This is a genomic window from Salinivibrio kushneri (genome assembly GCF_005280275.1).
GTDB classification, from domain to species: domain Bacteria; phylum Pseudomonadota; class Gammaproteobacteria; order Enterobacterales; family Vibrionaceae; genus Salinivibrio; species Salinivibrio kushneri.
This window is the reverse complement of record NZ_CP040022.1, coordinates 45,710-63,613: the sequence shown is the minus strand read 5'-3', so window position 1 is coordinate 63,613 and position 17,904 is coordinate 45,710. Positions and strand designations below refer to the sequence as shown.

14 protein-coding genes are annotated in these 17,904 nt (G+C 46.3%); 6 read left to right on the top strand and 8 right to left on the bottom strand.

The window, feature by feature from the left end; all coding sequences use genetic code 11:
* Nucleotides 1-54: 54 nt before the first annotated feature.
* The 4 genes from pntB to FCN78_RS15890 form a co-directional block, all read right to left on the bottom strand.
* The gene (gene pntB, locus FCN78_RS13355) at nt 55-1,431 is read right to left on the bottom strand and encodes a Re/Si-specific NAD(P)(+) transhydrogenase subunit beta (protein ID WP_069362972.1); all 1,377 of its coding nucleotides are present in this window, start codon (nt 1,429-1,431) and stop codon (nt 55-57) included.
* 9 nt (nt 1,432-1,440) lie between these two features.
* On the bottom strand, nt 1,441-2,994 hold the full coding sequence (locus FCN78_RS13350) for a Re/Si-specific NAD(P)(+) transhydrogenase subunit alpha (protein WP_077523165.1): 1,554 nt from the start codon (nt 2,992-2,994) through the stop codon (nt 1,441-1,443).
* Nucleotides 2,995-3,306: 312 nt separating this feature from the next.
* Complete coding sequence (locus FCN78_RS13345; RefSeq protein WP_077523163.1) at nt 3,307-3,588, bottom strand: HlyU family transcriptional regulator; 282 nt, start codon at nt 3,586-3,588, stop codon at nt 3,307-3,309.
* A 141-nt stretch (nt 3,589-3,729) separates the two neighbouring features.
* A complete protein-coding gene (locus FCN78_RS15890; RefSeq protein ID WP_167369488.1) occupies nt 3,730-3,903 on the bottom strand; it encodes a hypothetical protein in 174 nt (57 codons plus the stop codon).
* A gap of 348 nt (nt 3,904-4,251) precedes the next feature.
* Here FCN78_RS15890 and FCN78_RS13340 point away from each other — a divergent pair, with 348 nt between their 5' ends.
* Nucleotides 4,252-5,184 carry a hypothetical protein gene (locus tag FCN78_RS13340; protein WP_201258658.1) on the top strand — a complete coding sequence of 311 codons (933 nt, stop codon included), beginning with the start codon at nt 4,252-4,254 and terminating at the stop codon, nt 5,182-5,184.
* A 229-nt stretch (nt 5,185-5,413) separates the two neighbouring features.
* Here FCN78_RS13340 and FCN78_RS13335 read toward each other — a convergent pair whose 3' ends face one another.
* Nucleotides 5,414-7,162, bottom strand: coding sequence for a bifunctional metallophosphatase/5'-nucleotidase (locus FCN78_RS13335; RefSeq protein ID WP_077659224.1), 1,749 nt, complete (start codon nt 7,160-7,162; stop codon nt 5,414-5,416).
* A gap of 110 nt (nt 7,163-7,272) precedes the next feature.
* Between FCN78_RS13335 and FCN78_RS13330 the strand changes: the two genes are divergently transcribed.
* The gene (locus FCN78_RS13330; RefSeq protein ID WP_412458341.1) at nt 7,273-8,181 is read left to right on the top strand and encodes an NAD(P)-dependent oxidoreductase; all 909 of its coding nucleotides are present in this window, start codon (nt 7,273-7,275) and stop codon (nt 8,179-8,181) included.
* A 777-nt stretch (nt 8,182-8,958) separates the two neighbouring features.
* Nucleotides 8,959-10,113 (top strand): hypothetical protein, encoded by a 1,155-nt coding sequence (locus FCN78_RS13325; RefSeq protein ID WP_077659223.1) that lies wholly within the window; start codon nt 8,959-8,961, stop codon nt 10,111-10,113.
* 234 nt (nt 10,114-10,347) lie between these two features.
* On the opposite strand, the gene FCN78_RS13320 is transcribed toward FCN78_RS13325, so the two are convergent.
* Nucleotides 10,348-10,737: a hypothetical protein gene (locus tag FCN78_RS13320; protein ID WP_131825568.1), complete on the bottom strand. Its 390-nt coding sequence runs from the start codon at nt 10,735-10,737 to the stop codon at nt 10,348-10,350.
* 51 nt (nt 10,738-10,788) lie between these two features.
* On the opposite strand from FCN78_RS13320, the gene FCN78_RS13315 reads away from it, so the two are divergent.
* From FCN78_RS13315 to FCN78_RS13305, 3 genes are all read left to right on the top strand, one after another.
* Nucleotides 10,789-11,910, top strand: a complete 1,122-nt coding sequence (locus FCN78_RS13315) for an ISAs1 family transposase (protein WP_077659221.1) — start codon at nt 10,789-10,791, stop codon at nt 11,908-11,910.
* Between the two features lie 148 nt (nt 11,911-12,058).
* Entirely contained in the window at nt 12,059-12,880 is an 822-nt protein-coding gene (locus tag FCN78_RS13310) for a glycosyltransferase family 2 protein (protein ID WP_077659220.1), read from the top strand.
* Entirely contained in the window at nt 12,873-15,935 is a 3,063-nt protein-coding gene (locus FCN78_RS13305; RefSeq protein WP_077659219.1) for a glycosyltransferase family 2 protein, read from the top strand. The genes FCN78_RS13310 and FCN78_RS13305 overlap by 8 nt, the downstream gene beginning before the upstream one ends.
* Here FCN78_RS13305 and FCN78_RS13300 read toward each other — a convergent pair.
* Nucleotides 15,856-16,626, bottom strand: a complete 771-nt coding sequence (locus FCN78_RS13300) for a hypothetical protein (protein WP_077659218.1) — start codon at nt 16,624-16,626, stop codon at nt 15,856-15,858. The genes FCN78_RS13305 and FCN78_RS13300 overlap by 80 nt on opposite strands.
* Before the next feature lie 24 nt (nt 16,627-16,650).
* On the bottom strand, nt 16,651-17,532 hold the full coding sequence (locus FCN78_RS13295; RefSeq protein WP_077659217.1) for a radical SAM protein: 882 nt from the start codon (nt 17,530-17,532) through the stop codon (nt 16,651-16,653).
* Nucleotides 17,533-17,904 lie beyond the last annotated feature (372 nt).

Here is a 17,904-nt window from a genome sequence, read left to right as displayed (position 1 = left end):
AAAGAGCCAGTCGGAACTGGCTCTTTTTGACAGCGTATCAAGCATTAAGGCTAATTATAGCGCTTTAAAAATCGCTTCTACACTTTGTTTCGCGTCACCGAACAACATGCTGCTATTGTCTTTAAAGAACAGCGGGTTTTGCACCCCAGCATAACCTGTGTTCATTGAGCGCTTAAATACCACCACATTTTTGGCGTTCCAAACCTCAAGGACCGGCATGCCAGCGATAGGACTCGATGGGTCGTCCGTCGCCGCAGGGTTCACCGTATCGTTGGCACCAATGACCAAAACGGTATCTGTGTCAGGGAAATCATCATTGATTTCATCCATTTCCAACACGATGTCATACGGCACTTTGGCCTCAGCCAACAATACGTTCATGTGACCGGGCAAACGACCCGCAACAGGGTGAATGGCAAAGCGCACCTCGACGCCCATACTACGGAGTTTTTCTGTCACCTCGTAAACAGGATATTGGGCTTGCGCGACTGCCATGCCATAACCTGGGGCGATGACCACGCTGTTTGACTCTTTCAGCATTTCGGCGACTTCTTCGGCTGTACTTTCTCGATACTCGCCAACTTCGTCATCACCCGAAGACGCAGCGCCATCAGAGCCAAAGCCACCGGCGATGACACTAATGAAAGAACGGTTCATCGCTTTACACATGATGTAAGACAGAATCGCCCCCGATGAGCCCACTAGCGCGCCTGTCACAATCAAGAGATCATTTGCCAGCATAAAGCCAGCCGCCGCCGCTGCCCATCCTGAGTAGGAATTGAGCATCGACACCACCACGGGCATGTCTGCGCCACCGATCGAAGCCACCAAGTGATAACCAAATGCTAGCGCAATGACGGTCACAATCAGCAGTGCCGCTGTTGAGCCTTCAGCGTTGACAAAGCTGATTAGCAACAAGAACGACACAACCACAGCGGCCAAGTTAAGCTTGTGGCGATGTGGCAACATCAGCGCCTTGGAGGAAATCACGCCACGAAGTTTACCAAAGGCGACAATCGAGCCGGTGAAAGTAATTGCACCGATAAAGACACCGAGGAAAATCTCAACCAAGTGGATGTTAAGCATCGCGCCCGTCAGCGGCGGGTGATCGATGTAGGTATTAAAGCCCACCAATACCGCAGCCAGACCCACGAAGCTGTGTAGCATCGCCACTAGCTCCGGCATTTCCGTCATTTCTACGCGCTTGGCGTAATAAATACCGATCGCGCCACCAATGACCATGGCCAGAATAATCCAGCCCACACCTTGCACTTCCGGCCCCCAGATGGTGGCAACCAGTGCGATCGCCATCCCGGTAATCCCGTAATAGTTACCCGCGCGTGCTGACTCTTGCTTTGAGAGCCCAGCCAAACTGAGAATAAAACAAAGCGCAGCGACAATATACGCCGCTTGTACCAATCCTTCAGACATTCTTTCTCCTTACCCTTTACGGAACATTTCAAGCATGCGCTTTGTAACAGTAAAGCCGCCAAATATATTGATGCTGGCGATCAACACGGCAATGAAAGCAAGGAAGGTTACAAAGCCAATGCCTTGTCCTACTTGCAATAACGCCCCAACGATGATGATGCCAGAGATCGCATTGGTCACAGACATCAGCGGGGTATGCAGCGCGTGAGTCACATTCCATACCACGTAGTAGCCCACCACACAGGCCAGTACGAAAACGGTAAAGTGAGAGAGAAATTCACTAGGGGCATAATTGGCAATCCATCCGAACGCCCCTGCGGCGGCGGCCATTAGACCATACTTGGTCGCCCGAGAGGTTTTTTTGGGTGCCGGCTTAGGAGCAGGTTCAGCTTTGGGCTCTGCTTTAGGTTGCGCGGAGACTTGAATCGGTGGCGCCGGCCAAGTGACCTCGCCTTCTTTGATTACGGTCACGCCACGCACGACCACATCATCAAAATCAATCTGGATGTTGCCGTCTTTCTCTTTGCAAAGCAGTTTGGTGAGGTTGACTAAGTTAGTCGCATAAAGCTGTGACGATTGGGTGGGCAAACGGCCGACCATATCGGTGTAACCGATCACTTTTACGCCATTGGGCGTGGTGATCACTTGATCTTTTTCCGTGTACTCACAGTTGCCACCATTAGCTGCGGCCAAATCAACAATCACGCTGCCCGGCTTCATGCTGTCAACCATCTCTTTGGTGATCAGCGTCGGCGCTGGCTTACCGGGGATCAGTGCGGTTGTGACGATAATGTCGACATCTTCTGCTTGCTGCGCATAAAGCTTTTCCGCCGCCTGATTAAACTCGTCAGACATTTCTTTGGCATAACCATCGCCACTGCCTGAGTTGTCTTGTTTGAAGTCGACTTCTAAAAACTCCGCCCCCATGCTCTCGACTTGTTCTTTCACTTCAGGACGAACATCAAAAGCACGGACAATCGCCCCCAAGCTACCCGCTGCGCCAATCGCCGCCAGCCCGGCAACGCCAGCCCCCGCAACAAAGACTTTCGCAGGCGGTACTTTACCCGCTGCCGTGATTTGTCCGGTAAAGAAGCGGCCAAACTCATGCGCCGCTTCAACCACTGCACGGTAACCGGCGATATTTGCCATCGAGCTTAACGCATCCAATGACTGCGCTCGTGAAATACGTGGGACCGCATCCATGGCCATCACGTTCACGTTCTGCGCTGACAGACGCTCGAGTAATTCTTCGTTTTGAGCGGGCCAAATAAAGCTAACCAAGGTGGTGCCTGCCTGCAGCAACGCCACTTCATCTTGGCCAGTCTCTTCAATTACGCCTGGTGCATTAACTTTAAAGATGATGTCAGACTGCCAGGCAGCGTCTGTATCAACAATGCTCGCACCAGCTTGTTCGTACGCAGTGTCTTCAAAGCTTGCTTGTTCGCCTGCTCCCTTCTCTACTACGACGTCAAAACCGAGCTTGATAAGCTGCTCAACCGACTTAGGTGTCGCAGCTACCCTCGTTTCATTAACGAGCCTCTCTTTTGGAACACCAATCTGCATAGCTATTCCCTGAATGTTGGCTTATAAGAAATTTTTTTGGTTATCACAGGCGCGAAAACCGCAGCCTGAAATAGGTTCACTGACAAAAATAAGCATTCCAAGCGGTTTTATTCGCTTATCACGCTGTTGCGGTCTGTTATCAGTGCTTCGTGCTTAGCAACGCAACAGTGTTAACTTAACGAGTTTATTCCTTAATCACCACAGGGCGGGGATCGCCATTGGGGCATAAATGTGATCTGGGCTACACTTTATCCGAATTAATTGCTCATAGTTATGCATTATTTTTGCTATCGCGCGATTCGTTGACGCCCCTCAATCAAATAGTCGATCACCGTTTTGATCAATCATCATTTTTGCTTTTGTGACCATCAGGCTGTTGGCATCTTCCTGACTTCCCAGCAAATCTGAGCGAATAAACCTATGGGTGAGTACCTTGTCATCAAGTGATTTGCAAATGCGGCCACTGACACGATATTGGCCGTTTTCGGCGGTCGATTCAGGATAAATTAAATACCCTTGGTATTCTGTGGGGGTGACTGACGCCTGTGATTGTTTTTCGCTTCCCTTGGAAAACAGTGCAGAGAACCATCCCATCTTTTGTACTCCTCAATTAATCGCATTCGTCGGCTTGGTAAGCCACTCATTGTTCGTAAACGCTCGGAGACGATTAAACCATAAAAAAAACGCCACATCTCGATGATGTGGCGTTTCGCGTTCTATCCGTTTTAAGTCGTCTTATCGGTTTATACCAATATCACGCTGCAAATGTGCCGGTAAACGACTGGCATCATAAGCGGGAGCGTGCGTGCTGCGAGTAAACAGCACATCCATGGCGTGAGCGATCAGTCCTTTGATTGTTACCGCGTAAGATCGACGAGAACGGGGCATATTAACCGTTGCAGTCGTCATCAGATCCTCGCTTTGTTGTCTTAATCACTCGGCGCAAATTATAAGGTGCTACCCCGAGATTTAAACTGATGAAAATTAAACCAATGGATTAGTTTTTCTAATCTAACATACTTGCCGGTTTGCACGTATTCATTATGTTAAGTTGCAGTAAAATAAGCGAATCACTTACCTGACGGACAAGCCATCAATGAGTTCAGTTTGTCTGTTTGAATTCACCGCTCGCTCCCTCATCCTGTCTGACTTTTTATACGACACAGTGTATTAATCATTGAAAAAGACTATTTTTCACTCGATTAGTTGTGTAAACCTGATAACATCGTGATTACACATGTGACCAAGGTGTTGACCATGCTCGCGTTTCTCGCCAAACATTCAGCGTTGTGTCTTTTTATTGCCGCATTGATTGGCTTTGCCTTTCCGAGCGTCTCGTTAGCCTTATTTCCGTTTTTACCTTATGTGCTATTCGCCTTGATGCTGTTTACCCTGCTTGGCATTCATCAAGGTCTATTAGTGAAAGCGTTAGCCCGGTGGCAGGTCTGGGTGTACGCACTGGTTCACTCAGTGCTACTTACCGTACTCACTTGTTCTCTCGCGTGGCTACTCGGTGCGTCTACCCCTTTGTTACTAGCAATCAGTGGCATTTGCGCCACTGGGTCTTTGTTTGCAACGCCTGCCATCATTCGTTCTTTGGGAATGGACGCGCTCATCGCCATGGCCTACACCATCGCGTCAACATTGCTCATGCCCGTCGTCTTATTCATCAATCTCACGGTGCTGTCAGGTGATGATTTTTCATTGGATCTAAAAAGCTATGCGGTGCGATTGGTGATCTTTATTTTTGGTCCCATGATGTTTGCCGCGCTTTTTCACGCGCTGATCAAACCCGAAAAACTCAAACGCATTCACAGCAAACTGGCACAGTTTACCATTGTGCTGGTGTTCAGTTTTCCATTAGGGCTAGTAGGGCCGTTCGGGGCAATGTGGCAAAAGGATTCAGGCTACGCGTTGGAGCTTTTAGCCATTTCAGTTGCAATTTGCATACTTTTTTTCATCATTGCGTATGGGCTATATCGACATCAGGGGCGAGAAGCGAGCATGATCGCCGCGGTGTCAGCGGTCAATCGGAACGTATTGCTAACGTACACCGTTGCTGGTGCCGCGCTGGGGCCGGCATTTCTGCCATTAATCGGCGCCATACAGCTGCCAATCTATTTACAGCCGTTATTAGTGCGCTGGGGAACCCGACTCAAACAGGTTCCCCCGCAATCCGCGGATCAGTAAATAAGTTAAATGACTGGCACAAAGTAAACAATCGATGCCCAAGCCACCAACCAAAAACTGATCAAGCCGATATCAAACCAGTCACGTTTTTCCATAACCCCTCACCTTTCGATAGTGTGTCGATCAATTCAGGTTCACTTTATGTATCGACAATTTTGTCAAAAACTTAAACGGCAATTGTCTGCCGTCAACACCAAGCTGACTATCAATAAGCAAGGGGCAGGCCAAGTTATTCCCCCCAGCAGGTTTTTCTCTCATCAGACGTTCGGAGGTAACACACTAAAGGCTCAGTAGGCAGTGCCAACACTGGCTGTTGACGCGCATAGTCAATAAAGCACTCCGCCATGGATAAACCAATCGAGCGGCGGTGGCCGGTTTGAATGGCATCGTATCCTTCTTTACCTTGGGCAGTATAAGATGACGACACACCCGTGTATTGTCGCTGATCATCGATGGCTATCCAGTGATTACCGCGCTTTATCTCGAGTTGTGTTACCCGCGCCCCCATCGGCTGCCAGGCTTCGTAGCGATAGCGTATATCGGCGCAATACGGAAAGCTGCCCGACCCGAGGCCCGTTACGCCATTATCTGTCGCATTGTTGATCGCGCCTTCAATCGCACGACGGATCTGTGCGCCGGTTACTTGGTAGGCGATCACGTCGATAGCAAACGGTAACAACGTGCCTGCAATTAAAGCAGCAGAGAGCGGCCCGGCGTTTAAACTGACTCTCACACCACCCGCATTGTGAATAGCAAAATCGGCTTCAATCCCTTGCTCACGCGCGGCCCACAGAAAGCTTTCTGTCACCAATGGGGCCACTTCACTGCCCCCCTCGCTGTCAGGCACACGCACATGACGGAGTCGTTGCGGCACATGTGTGACAATGTCACTTTCTAGTTGCGCCACATGGGGACGGTAGGTGCGCTGTAGATACTGTTTCAACGCGAGATCACTGGGTAATATCAGTACATTGTCTTGTCGGTTAAGATAGCTTCTTACTGCTTGATATGAGCCTTCAGTCAATTGCTGTTCCCGCGAGGCATCCATCGCGAGACTGCGCCCGAGCAACAAGTAATTTTGACCATCAAAGGCAACTGGCCGACCGTTTTCATCGATAGATAACGTAAAGCGACCGATGGCTTGCGCATGGCAACCCGCTTGCACAATCCAGGTATCATTGACTTTATAGCCGTAGGGATCTTCTTTCGCCAAACCAAGGTTTTGAAAGTCTCCCTGCAGCACATGGGTATGTCCTCCCACAATCACATCAATCCCATTAACCGCAGCCGCTAGTTCCTTGTCTTTGTCATAACCCAAGTGGCTCAATAGAATAATGGTGTTCACGCCTTGTTGACGCAAAAAAGCCACGGTGTTTTCAGCGATGCGTGTTGCAGGCAAGAAAGGAGTATCATGATCAGGGTGTGCCAATGCCGCCATTTGCTCAACCGCTAAACTGAAGATGCCCACTTTGTGCCCGGCATAGGTTTTGATGAGTGTACTCGCGCGCTCCTCCGGAGCGATATATGGCAATAAAGCGGATTTGTCACTGACACGCTTATCCTTGTCTTTTGACTCATCCACCACATGCCAATTCCCCGCAAGTAAAGGGAATTGAATATCATCAAGAAAATCAGCCACCGGGCCATTGCCCTGATCTAGCTCGTGATTCCCGATCGCCATCGCATCAATGCCGAGTCGATTCAGCAAATCTGCATTCGCTTTACCTTTGAATAATGAGTAATACAGAGTCCCTTGAAAGCAATCCCCAGCATGTAAAAAAAGGAAGGCATGATCATCCTGCTTAGCCTGCTCGCGAAAATGTGATACCGCAGATGCAATGCGTGCGAACCCGCCGCTATTGGCATAAACCGGTGTCGCCTTGTCATCCAGGTTCAGTGAGACAGGAGTGGACTCAAAGTGAGAGTGGGTGTCGTTAATATGCGCGATCGTTAACGAGAAAGGTTGTCGTGCTGTCATAATTATCCGTGCCACAACACAAAAGAAGATGATACAAGCTTATCATCGACAAATACAACAAAGGTTAAGTTTCTGATAAATTAACCCCAAATTAACGACAAGGAAGCAAGATGACCATGCAAGTTAACAATATCAAGGTGGCCTTTATTGGCCTAGGCGTGATGGGCTTTCCAATGGCTGGGCACCTTCAGCGCCACGGCTACCCAACTTGCGTCTATAACCGCACCACCGGCAAAGCCGAAGCTTGGTGCGACACCTATTCAGGCACATATGGAATAACGCCAGCCGAAGCCGTGGCTGATGCTGACATCGTCTTTATGTGCGTGGGAAACGATGATGACGTACGCAGTGTGGTGTATGGCGATATTGGTGTGTTAGCCAATATGAAAAAAGGCAGTACGCTGGTCGATCACACCACCACCTCTGCCGAGCTAGCCCTTGAGTTGGCACAAGTATGCGAGCGTCAAGGCCTGAGCTTTCTCGATGCCCCCGTCTCAGGCGGCCAAGCCGGTGCGGAAAAAGGCGCACTCACCATTATGGTCGGTGGCAACCCGACTGTGTTCAGTAACGTTGAACCCGTCATGAACGTCTATGCCAGTGCCATCCAGCATATAGGCTCGTATGGCAGTGGCCAGCGCTGTAAAATGGCCAACCAAATATGTATTGCCGGCGTCTTACAAGGCTTATCCGAGGCACTCACCTTCGCGCAATCCGCTGATCTCGATATCGAAAAGATGCTCAATGCCATTAAGCATGGAGCCGCAGGCTCTTGGCAGATGGAAAACCGTGCTTTGACCATGGCGGAAGACAGTTTTGATTTTGGCTTTGCGATTGATTGGATGCGTAAAGACTTGGGCTTCTGTTTAGAAGAAGCCGCCAAATTAGGCGTGAACCTTCCCTTAACCGAGCAGGTGGATCAACAGTACAACAAGTTACAAGCGCGCGGCTATGGCCGTTGCGACACCTCGGTCCTGATCAAGCAGTTTGATACGGATACCAAACCATCTTCATCGACCTAACCTAAAAATACGGCAATCCTCGGCACTTGAGGCCGAGGAAAGGCGAAACAAGGAGTATACTAAAGTTAACCAATAAGGAGGGTTGCAATGACAGCTATCTATGTAATCTGCGCCATCGCCATGATCGTTGGCCTGTTCACCTTATCCGCACCCTCTATTGAAAAATGGTGTGATAAGCAATTAAGCCCAAGAAAGAAAGATACGTAGTTATTATTTAGTAAGACATATCATTGGCTACTACCTGAATGTAGATAATAAGTGCAACAATCATGATCAAACGAATGAGAGAAGGTCAACTCCTGTTAGTCATATGCTTCACATCGCCAAATCAAAACGTGATTACCATGAATAACTAACAGTTGACCGAGGCATTATTGGTCAAATCAATCACCTACCGCTCTAATTCCGTGAAAATTATCCCACCACTTACCTCTATGTGACTAACAGGCATATCGAGTCTTATGACTTTGTTCATCGCGTTTACCTTGACCAATTCTTCATCAAGGTGTGCATTGTCATCACATAAGAACAGTAGGACATCCGAAAACCACGCTCTCAGTCGCCTGCCAACTGATGAGAACAACCGAAGCCAGTTAGCGAAAACTGAAAGAATTTAAACAACTCGTGGACGGCATCAAAGGAGTAAAATTCCGTGACGGTATTCGCGAAACGGAGAGAAATAAGCATGAAAAGCCTGAGAAAGCTGAGCAACATATTTGATCATAGCTCTGTCATATATCAAGCTGTCACGCCTTATCATTAATGGAATTTTTTATTATGAAAAAAACAGTATTAGCTATATCAGTGATTGCATTTTTAACCGGTTGTGACTTAGATAGCGATAGCTCGTCGTCAAACACTTCGTCATCAGGTTATACAGTAACTGGCTTTGATGGATATCTGCAAAATGCGGTTGTTTACATCGAAAAGGATAACAAAAGTGGATTTAGTGATCCCTCTGAGTTTATGGGTTTAACCGATGAATCTGGTACATTGACGCTCGACAACACACCTTCTGAAAAACTGTCTCTACAAACTTTAGTTCTTGGAGAGCCTGCACAAAAAGTGCTTGCAGGTATGGATAGAAAATATGAAACGGTTTACACAACCGACTCAGATCGTCCTTCAATGCCACTCGATAACGAATATACACTTCATACAACTGAAGGTGCGGCAGTGATATCGCCATTGACGGATCTTATAGTATTAAAGATGGAGAATGACAAGACGGATGTAGATACAGCAATTGATTCGATTCAGGGAGCGCTAAGTCTTCCTTCGGATTCAGATTTATACGTTGACTTTATTGATAACGGAGATAATAAGCTTCATAAGACAGCTCAAATCTTGGCAGACTCTAAAGCTAAAAGCCCAGACAAATATCAATCAAATCCACGTGACTTCGTATTGGACGCAAAAAACGCCGTTGAAAAGATTTCTGATGATAAAATATCCGATCCGAACTATCGCATGACCGTAGACGGTGAAACAGTTACGGAGGATAAACTTCCAGACTCATCAGACCCCTCTGTCAACTCCGACGTTTTTGAATCAATACAAGGAAAGTTTAATGCATTAAATCTCACAAACGGTCACAGAGTTATCAGTCCGGTTACTTTCTTCGAAGCAGACTTAACTGATCTATTCATAGACAACGCTGATAATCCGATCACGTTACTTAATGGCATAGAGGTATCTAATACTGATTCAAACTACGTCGTACTTGATAAGAACGATAAAAGAACAGGTCTTGTTGCTTATGTAATGGACGGGAAAATGCGTGTTGGTATGAACAGCGATGATGCCATTGAAGGCTCTGGCGATTACATTGTTACCGTTTCTGTGCGTTACGAGGGAAGCATCGATTACAAAATACGTACAGCTAAAGCGCTTTTCTCGTTTAGTATCAAAGATGACGCTACCTCGCAGTAGGTTTTAATAGAGTTAATTTGATAGAGCGAGCGCGTGAGTTGCTTTTTAAGTTATAATTAAGTATTAATACCACATGAATAACGGCCTGCTTTAATTAATCATTGCTGGTAGATTTTTTATTATTGCGCGGTTACTTATTTATTGGTAAGTACATCGAATTGTCAGAACGTTAAAATCAAAATTCCGCTAACTCATGCGCTCGCTCTAGTTAATTTTATACCTAAAAGTATATGTTTATAATACTCTGATTTTATGAGGGTAATAAGTAACGACGACGGTGTTTAACGCTGTAGTATTCGAGTGTGGCCCTAACGTGCTTTCCCATTGAGGCTCTTGCACAAGTTCATGGTAAAGTCTTAATAACGCTGCGTTCGGTAAATGCGGATAGTGTTCCCTCAGCCATATCATAAGATTGTCAACCGGCAACGAATCGCTCAGCTTTTCTCTCAACTGCGCTTCATCCACCCAGCTGACCGTTGAACTCGTCGGTCCATCTTCTTCATCAGGGAAAACAACAGCAATAGGCGGAAAATTCATGAATTCAGCCATTAATTCACGCACCTCATTGCCCAGGGCGAGATCGCGAACGTTTTTTGACCAAAAAAGGATCGGTTTGACGATCACCTCTGGCTGTGACCATATAGGCCGATTCTAAAATAGTTCGGGATAGATACCGTGGATATCGATACATTTAAAGACTACTTCAGCGCCGTTGATGATAATCGCCAGAGTGCCAAGATAACCTACCCGCTATTCGACCTGCTTTTTGCTTCATTGTGCGCGGTGATTGCGGGGTCGAAAGGATGGTACGAGATTCGAGAATACATCCTAGGGCACCATGAGTGGTTTAAGCGTAACGGTATGTTTAAAGACGGTATTCCTGCCGACGATATTATCGCACGTGCCATTTCCACGATTGAACCGAGCGTCTTTCAAGCCTGCTTTATCGATTGGATGAAAGCCGTCCACCAAATGACGGATGGTCAGGTGGTCGCGATCGACGGCAAAACCCTAAAAGGCTCGTACAACCGTGAAGATAGAAGCAGTACGATCCATATGGTCAGTGCGTATGCCAGTGAAAACCATCTGGTGCTAGGTCAACTCAAGACCGACGAAAAGAGCAATGAAATCAGTGCTATTCCTGAGTTAATCCGTCTGCTCGACTTACGTGGTGCGCTGGTCACCATCGATGCCATGGCCTGCCAAACAACGATTGCCAAGACGATTCTTGAGCAGGGTGGCGATTACTTATTAGCGGTGAAACAAAATCAAGGCAAGTTAGCGAACGCGATCACTGCGGCATTCAGTGAGCAGCGCCGAACCTTCAATGACGATGTTGTGTTTGAGCATGGCCACGGTCGTACTGAGTCGCTCCAGTGCTATATAATTGATAAAGAATGTTTATCAGGCGACTTTACTCGTTGGCCATCACTACAAAGCCTTGTCATGGTTGAGTCTTTGCGTGTTGAAAAAGAGCGTCCGATGTCGCTGGAGTATCGTTACTATATCAGCTCAAAATCACTGACTGCCGATGAGGCAAGCCGTGCCATCCGCTCGCATTGGGGCATTGAATCCATGCACTGGGTGTTAGATGTCAACATGGGTGAAGACGCCTGCCAAATTTATAAAGACAATGGCGCAGCGAATGTTGCCTGTCTGCGACACATGGCCTCAAACATGGTACGGGCTGAGCCGACCAAGATCAGCTTGGTGGCCAAACAGAAGCGCTGTCTCATGAATCCCAGCTTCTTAGAGAAGGTTTTAGCCGCAGGCATACCGGCGATGGTTGAAAAATGAACACTCATGCGCCCGCCCGGGGATTCCTCAGTGTTTCACATCGCCAAAATCAAAACATGGGTTACCATGAATTACCAGCTGTTGACCGAGGCATTATTCATCAGCTTGTTTATTATAATCAGGTCAATCATCAATCAAAGTCCCAATAATGAACAATGTCATTGTGCTTATCGCTACAACGCCCAGGCTTTCACTTGTTTCTGCGCATGCGCTTCGTTCTGTCACCAGTCAAACATGCCAACCTAAAGCTGTTGTGCTCGTATCAGATACACGCTCACTAGATCGGCATGAAGTAGAGAACCTTCGCTCTGAACTCAAAAGTATTCCGCTGCATGTGTTGGTCAATTCACGTGCGTCCGGCGCCGCTGGCAGTTGGAATACCGGTATCAACTATATCTCTGATAACTTTCCAAACAGCTATATCGCTATCATCGATGATGATGATGTTTGGCAGCCAGAGCATCTATCTTCTTGTCTACTTAGCAGCGAAGAAGGAACGGCAGATATCGTTCTGTCTGGTATCAATGTGAAGATTAATAACAAAACGGTCGCTACTAATATTCCCAAAGATCTTGAGGCCAGTGACTTTCTAGTTGGTAACCCAGGATGGCAAGGCTCAAATACCTTTATTAAGACTGGGCTTGCTACCAAAATTGGTGGTTTCACTGACGGCTTAATCAGTGGAAATGATAAGGATTTTGCGATTCGAGTTTTGGAGTCAGGCTTGGCCATCATTCGCTATACCAATTTGGCGACCGTTGATTGGATGTGCAATCAATCACACGAAGCGCTATCAGCCCCTGGCTCCAAACAGAAACTGCACGGCTGTGCGCAGTTTCTAAAACTTCATGGAGGGAAAATGTCACAAAGTGAGATGGATATTTATTTCGAACGCGCTACAGAGCTGTTTGCACTTTCCAAGAACGATATATTAGACGAAATAAAACTTCTGGAGAGTATCAATGGCTAACTTTCACCCACGTGCTCCCATTAAATACACTAAGATCTTATGCGATCGTAATTTGCAAGTTGTACACACTTCCTCAACAGAATTTGATTGTGCTGAAGTAGTAATCGCCATTGCCCACAAAAACCAACCACAAGATCTCATTCGAGCACTTAATAGCGCTATAAATCAGCGTCTCACTCAAAAGCAGGTTGCGCGCATCGTTGTACTGGACGATAGCTCAGATATAAGTTGGCGATCAGAAGTAAGTGCTTTACTTCACCATCCAGCTGTTACCCTCTTGCAAGCGGAGTGCGGTTCACCAGCTAGGGCACGCAACCTTCTCTTAGACTGGGCAGATACACAAGCATGTGTACAATGGGTTGCAAGATTGGACGCTGACGATGAACTATTTGCTAAAGATAGCCTACAAGGGCTTTGGGACGCTGTTTGCAATACAGATAAAGTAGCGGCTCTGGGAAGCAATAAGCTGAGAAAAGAAGGTGTGATTCTCCAAAATAACAATATCGCAAATCCAAACGAGCTCTGTAATCATTTAAGTTTGGCGAGATTTATCGATGATTTTGCTTCTGCCAAGCAACAACGCGAGCTCCCTTCATGCAACCTATTACTGAAGACCAACCTGGGTATCAGGTACCCAAACATCAGAAGCGCAGAAGACCACTGGTTGGTCACTAAACTATTAATGCTAAATCCTTCCAAGGTAGCCGTTTGTTCTTATCCTATTTATGCCATTTACTCTATTGATGGAGAAGATACAAAGAAAAATAAGTCTAACGAAGTTTGGCGAGAGCAGAGAAAAAGGCTTGCCTATGTTGCAAGAAAATGGAGCACTCTATTGTCGACCAATCGTCATCTGCTTGGTGTTGGTATGGAAGGGGCGGTTTGGCTACAGCATAATCAAGTAGTTAAGGAGTTTTACCCATGGGCTATTTCTGATACCGAAGTCCGAAGCCTGAGAACCTTACTGGCTGAAAAAGACGTTCCTATTCCGACGGTGACTTGGAGAAAGTGTGATGGACTTTGGCAGTACACCACCTTCTTCCAAAGTAATACATTAACTAATGAGAAGCTTTCCGAAAAATCCATTGTAGATTACCTAAAAAAACTCTATCGCGCTGGATTTTGCACTCTCAACATCAAGCGAGATAACTTAATTATCACTCCACAAGGAGACTTGGAATATATTGATATCGGAAAGGATATACAGCCTCTAACCTCTTCACACTTTCGGGATATGTGCGCCCGCCTCTATTCTATTGGAATACTCGCCAATGCTGACGAAGAACTCGTGCGTCGACGAAGTTGGCGAAGACAAGATGATGCTTTAATAAGCCTTCCCGGATTCGAGCAGTTTTACCAAAAGTTGATCACAGAGCTTCATCCACAATGCGTCGAACCTTGCCAAGCACTAACCCCGATGGCCTCATTTAAGATCGATGCAGTAACTCTAATGATTAAAGCCTGCGCACAAGATGCAGAAGTACTTACTGACCAAGTACTGCATATCGTGACGCAGCTGCGCTACCCAGTTAATTTCGCTAAAAAAATTCTTCTGATTGATCCTCACGAGGGACAATTTTTACGCCAGTATTCAAACCCAAACCTAGCCTCCGTTATTGAACAAGCCGAAAATCTGAGAGACGATGGACTAATTGACTCAGTGCTAGTTTCCCCTAAAAGCGCAACAACCATAAATACAACATATGAAAAATGGTTTGCGCAATCTGATTGCGGAGAAACACATACCATTCAAAATGCTCCCTTATTCCCTCAGCTCTGGGGATTTGACCAAGTTACGACTCGATATGTACTGCAATGCGATTTAGACGTGCTTATTGGTCGCCGAAATTGGAGCCATGATTATATCGCCGACATGATTTACGCCTGTGAGCCTGAGGATGTGCTTACCGTTGGCTTCAATATTCCAAAAAGCAGCTCTAGTTTCAATCCTTATAAAGGGGAACCAGGCGAATTTGCTCCCGAAGTCCGTTTCGGACTCTTAGATCTTGCTAAGATTCGCAATCAACTACCAATTGATAATCCTTTGGACGAAGGCAAGTTTACTCTCACCTGGCATCGTGCACTACAACAAGCAATGAAATATAAAGGACTTCGTGCTGTACGTGGTGGCGATCCACGAAGTTACTACGTTCATCCTAGAAACGAGCACAAACACTTTTCTGAACTTTCATTAGCGAGAGATCTAATTGCCCAGGGAAAAGAGCCAACAAAGCAACATGAGGAGTTTGATTGGGTACCCGGCAATCATTGGCAATATGAGCAAAGGCGCGAAAAAGTCGTTTTTTTGTTGAAAGGTAGGTACACAGACCATGCCCTGCTAAGACGCTGCCTAGAGTCTTTGCGGAGTCAGACAAATCAAAATTTTGGTATTGTCCTTATTGACGATGCAAGTGGCGCCGCTCATAACTGGTGTTATCCAATGTTGTTGGATGAACTACAAGCTAAAACCACCTTAGTAAGGCATAGCTCTAATACTGGGAGAATGCCAAATTTCATATTGGCAATAAAAGAAATCTGCCAAGATCCTAGCACACTAGTTGCAGTGTTAGACCAAGATGACTGCTTAATGCAACCCAATGTTGTTGATGCTTTGTATGCTGCTAAGAAACAGGGGGCAGACTTAATTCAGATGCCTATGTTCCGCCCTAATAAACCACTGCATTTATACCAGCCGGATTATACTAGTCCTAGGCTTGCTGCCGGTGCGAATGTATGGAGCCACCTAAGAGTCTTCACCAAAGCATTGTTTGATCAAGTCCCTGAGGAATATTACAAACATAAAGACAGCTCTGAGTGGTTCGATTCGGCTACAGATTATTTAACCATGTTACCTATGGCCGAACTCGCAAAAGCCCCTATTTACTTAGATACAGGCTACACCTATTGGCACATGCGCAGAAAGCAGGACCGGGATGAAAAAGAGCGCAATAACCAAATGGTTCAAGAAATTATATCTATGCCTTCACTTTCTCGGAGAAGAGTAGAGCTTGTTGAGCCAAAGCCAGATTTTTTTGAAGACGGTTTACCACAGTAGACAATTCGTTATCGTAAAGCCACCAGTTTGGGGAGATGCAACTCCCCCTTAAAACAAAAAATAGTGACTCTAAGGTCTTTAAGGTCGAAGAATCAATGTGCTCCAACCATGTCATAGGCTTAACCTCAGATAGGCCTTTCAATAATTGAGTCGCTTCTTCTTTTGGTAAGCTTGGCAACGACTGAAGCTTGAAGCAGTGTCGAATGATTGTTGCGCCATTCACTTTGTCATGACGCGCTAGCTTCATTTCAAAGCCTGGCCAATTTAATTTGTCCATCCAACCAGATGCGAGACGCCGTTCTCCCAGCCAATTATGGTATGCCGCCGGTAGCGCTTTCCGTTTATTATAATCTAGGGGCCTCTCTAGTGAAGGCAGCAAAGTCATCCTACTAACATTTATCGTGACACCAAATTCCAGCATTGTCTTGAGAGTGAGCAGACCAATTGAAGGTTTACACCCCAATAGGCTCTCCAATTCCTTCTCATTTGCTTCTAGCTTTTTACAAAATAGTTTGCTTGGTACTTCGCCTTGGACAAGAACGCCTGTCTCGATGCCTGCCAACTTACTATTGGTAATCAACAAGTCAGCGCTTGAAGCGATGGTCAAAGGTTGATTAAATCGGATAACTTTCTCATCCTTCTTGAGTACTAAGTCACCGGGGCCATTACCAACAATATGCCACTCATCCACTTTTGCTACCTATTGATAGTATTTCTAACGGTTTTTTTCACTTTCCCACTCTTGATAAATCTTCTTCCATGAAATTGACGTGCGCTGCTCTAGTATTTGAGGCCGTAGTTTGGGCGGAACGTAATGCCCATCTCGGAATCGGCCACATAGGCCGCAAGCATGCTTCATGAGATCACGCATTTCATCATCGCTTGCAGGCAAACGCTGTCGCCCATTCTTTTGGTTTAACACTCGGTCAATGCCACCAGCAACCGCACATGGATAATAACCTTGAGGCGTAAGGCCTGCGCCACAAGTCTGTGCGATATCACAGCCATTTGAGAATTCACTATACTTATGATACCAACTATCAACTGGAGCTAAGTTAAATGGACCAAAGTCTGGTTGAACAGAATCCGTTTTCTCTGAGTTTTCAATACTCAACCATTCTGGAAGCATTGATATCACTTTATTAACGCGACGGCCATAGCCGTTAGTCACAAGCTGAATAGTCATAGAAGGATGAGCTAGCTTTAGGCGATACAACTCCGAAAGAATCTCGCTGAACTGAGGATGTAGTGTTGGCTCTCCACCTAACACGCGTATCTTCCTCCAGCGTTTACCTTGATTCAAACTATCCTCAACAAACTGAGATATATCATCTAGCCCTATATGTGTTTTATCTGGGGCTTGTGCTGAAGAGCGGTTACAGTTGTTGCATTTCAAGTTACACTGGTAGGTGATATCGATCTCTATGAGATCATCTGCAACTTTATATTGATATCCTATCAGTTTAGTCATCGGCTTTTGTACGCGAAACCATCGCCAAACTGCCTTCAAATGGAACCAAAGCTTAATAATACGAAACCACTTCTTAGGATAGTCATGTGAATAATTAAATGGTTCTTCGTTGCGACGTAGGGCCACGGCCCCCTCCCTTTTGATTTTGTTGTAGCCGAGATTCCGCAGCTATTTTTAGAATTTATTTCGCCGAAGATGCCGACACGTTCATGATAATTGAAAAATCTTGCTGCCTTTGAGGCACTAGCAGAAAGGCATGTGATTTTTGATGACGAGTCACGTTTAACCTCCTGATAGTAGTGAGAGATAGTTTAATCGAGTACGGCCATCAGAAACCACGTTGGGTAGCCACCATTGAATGACCCAGTCACTATAAACGTGATAGGAGTCACATAATTTAATGGGTAATTAGGTGCGAAATGGCGGTATTAGGTGAGAGTGGCTATTTCGATACCGCGCGTTGTCATCGATAATCCAGGACCCCTCGCTTTTCTCATC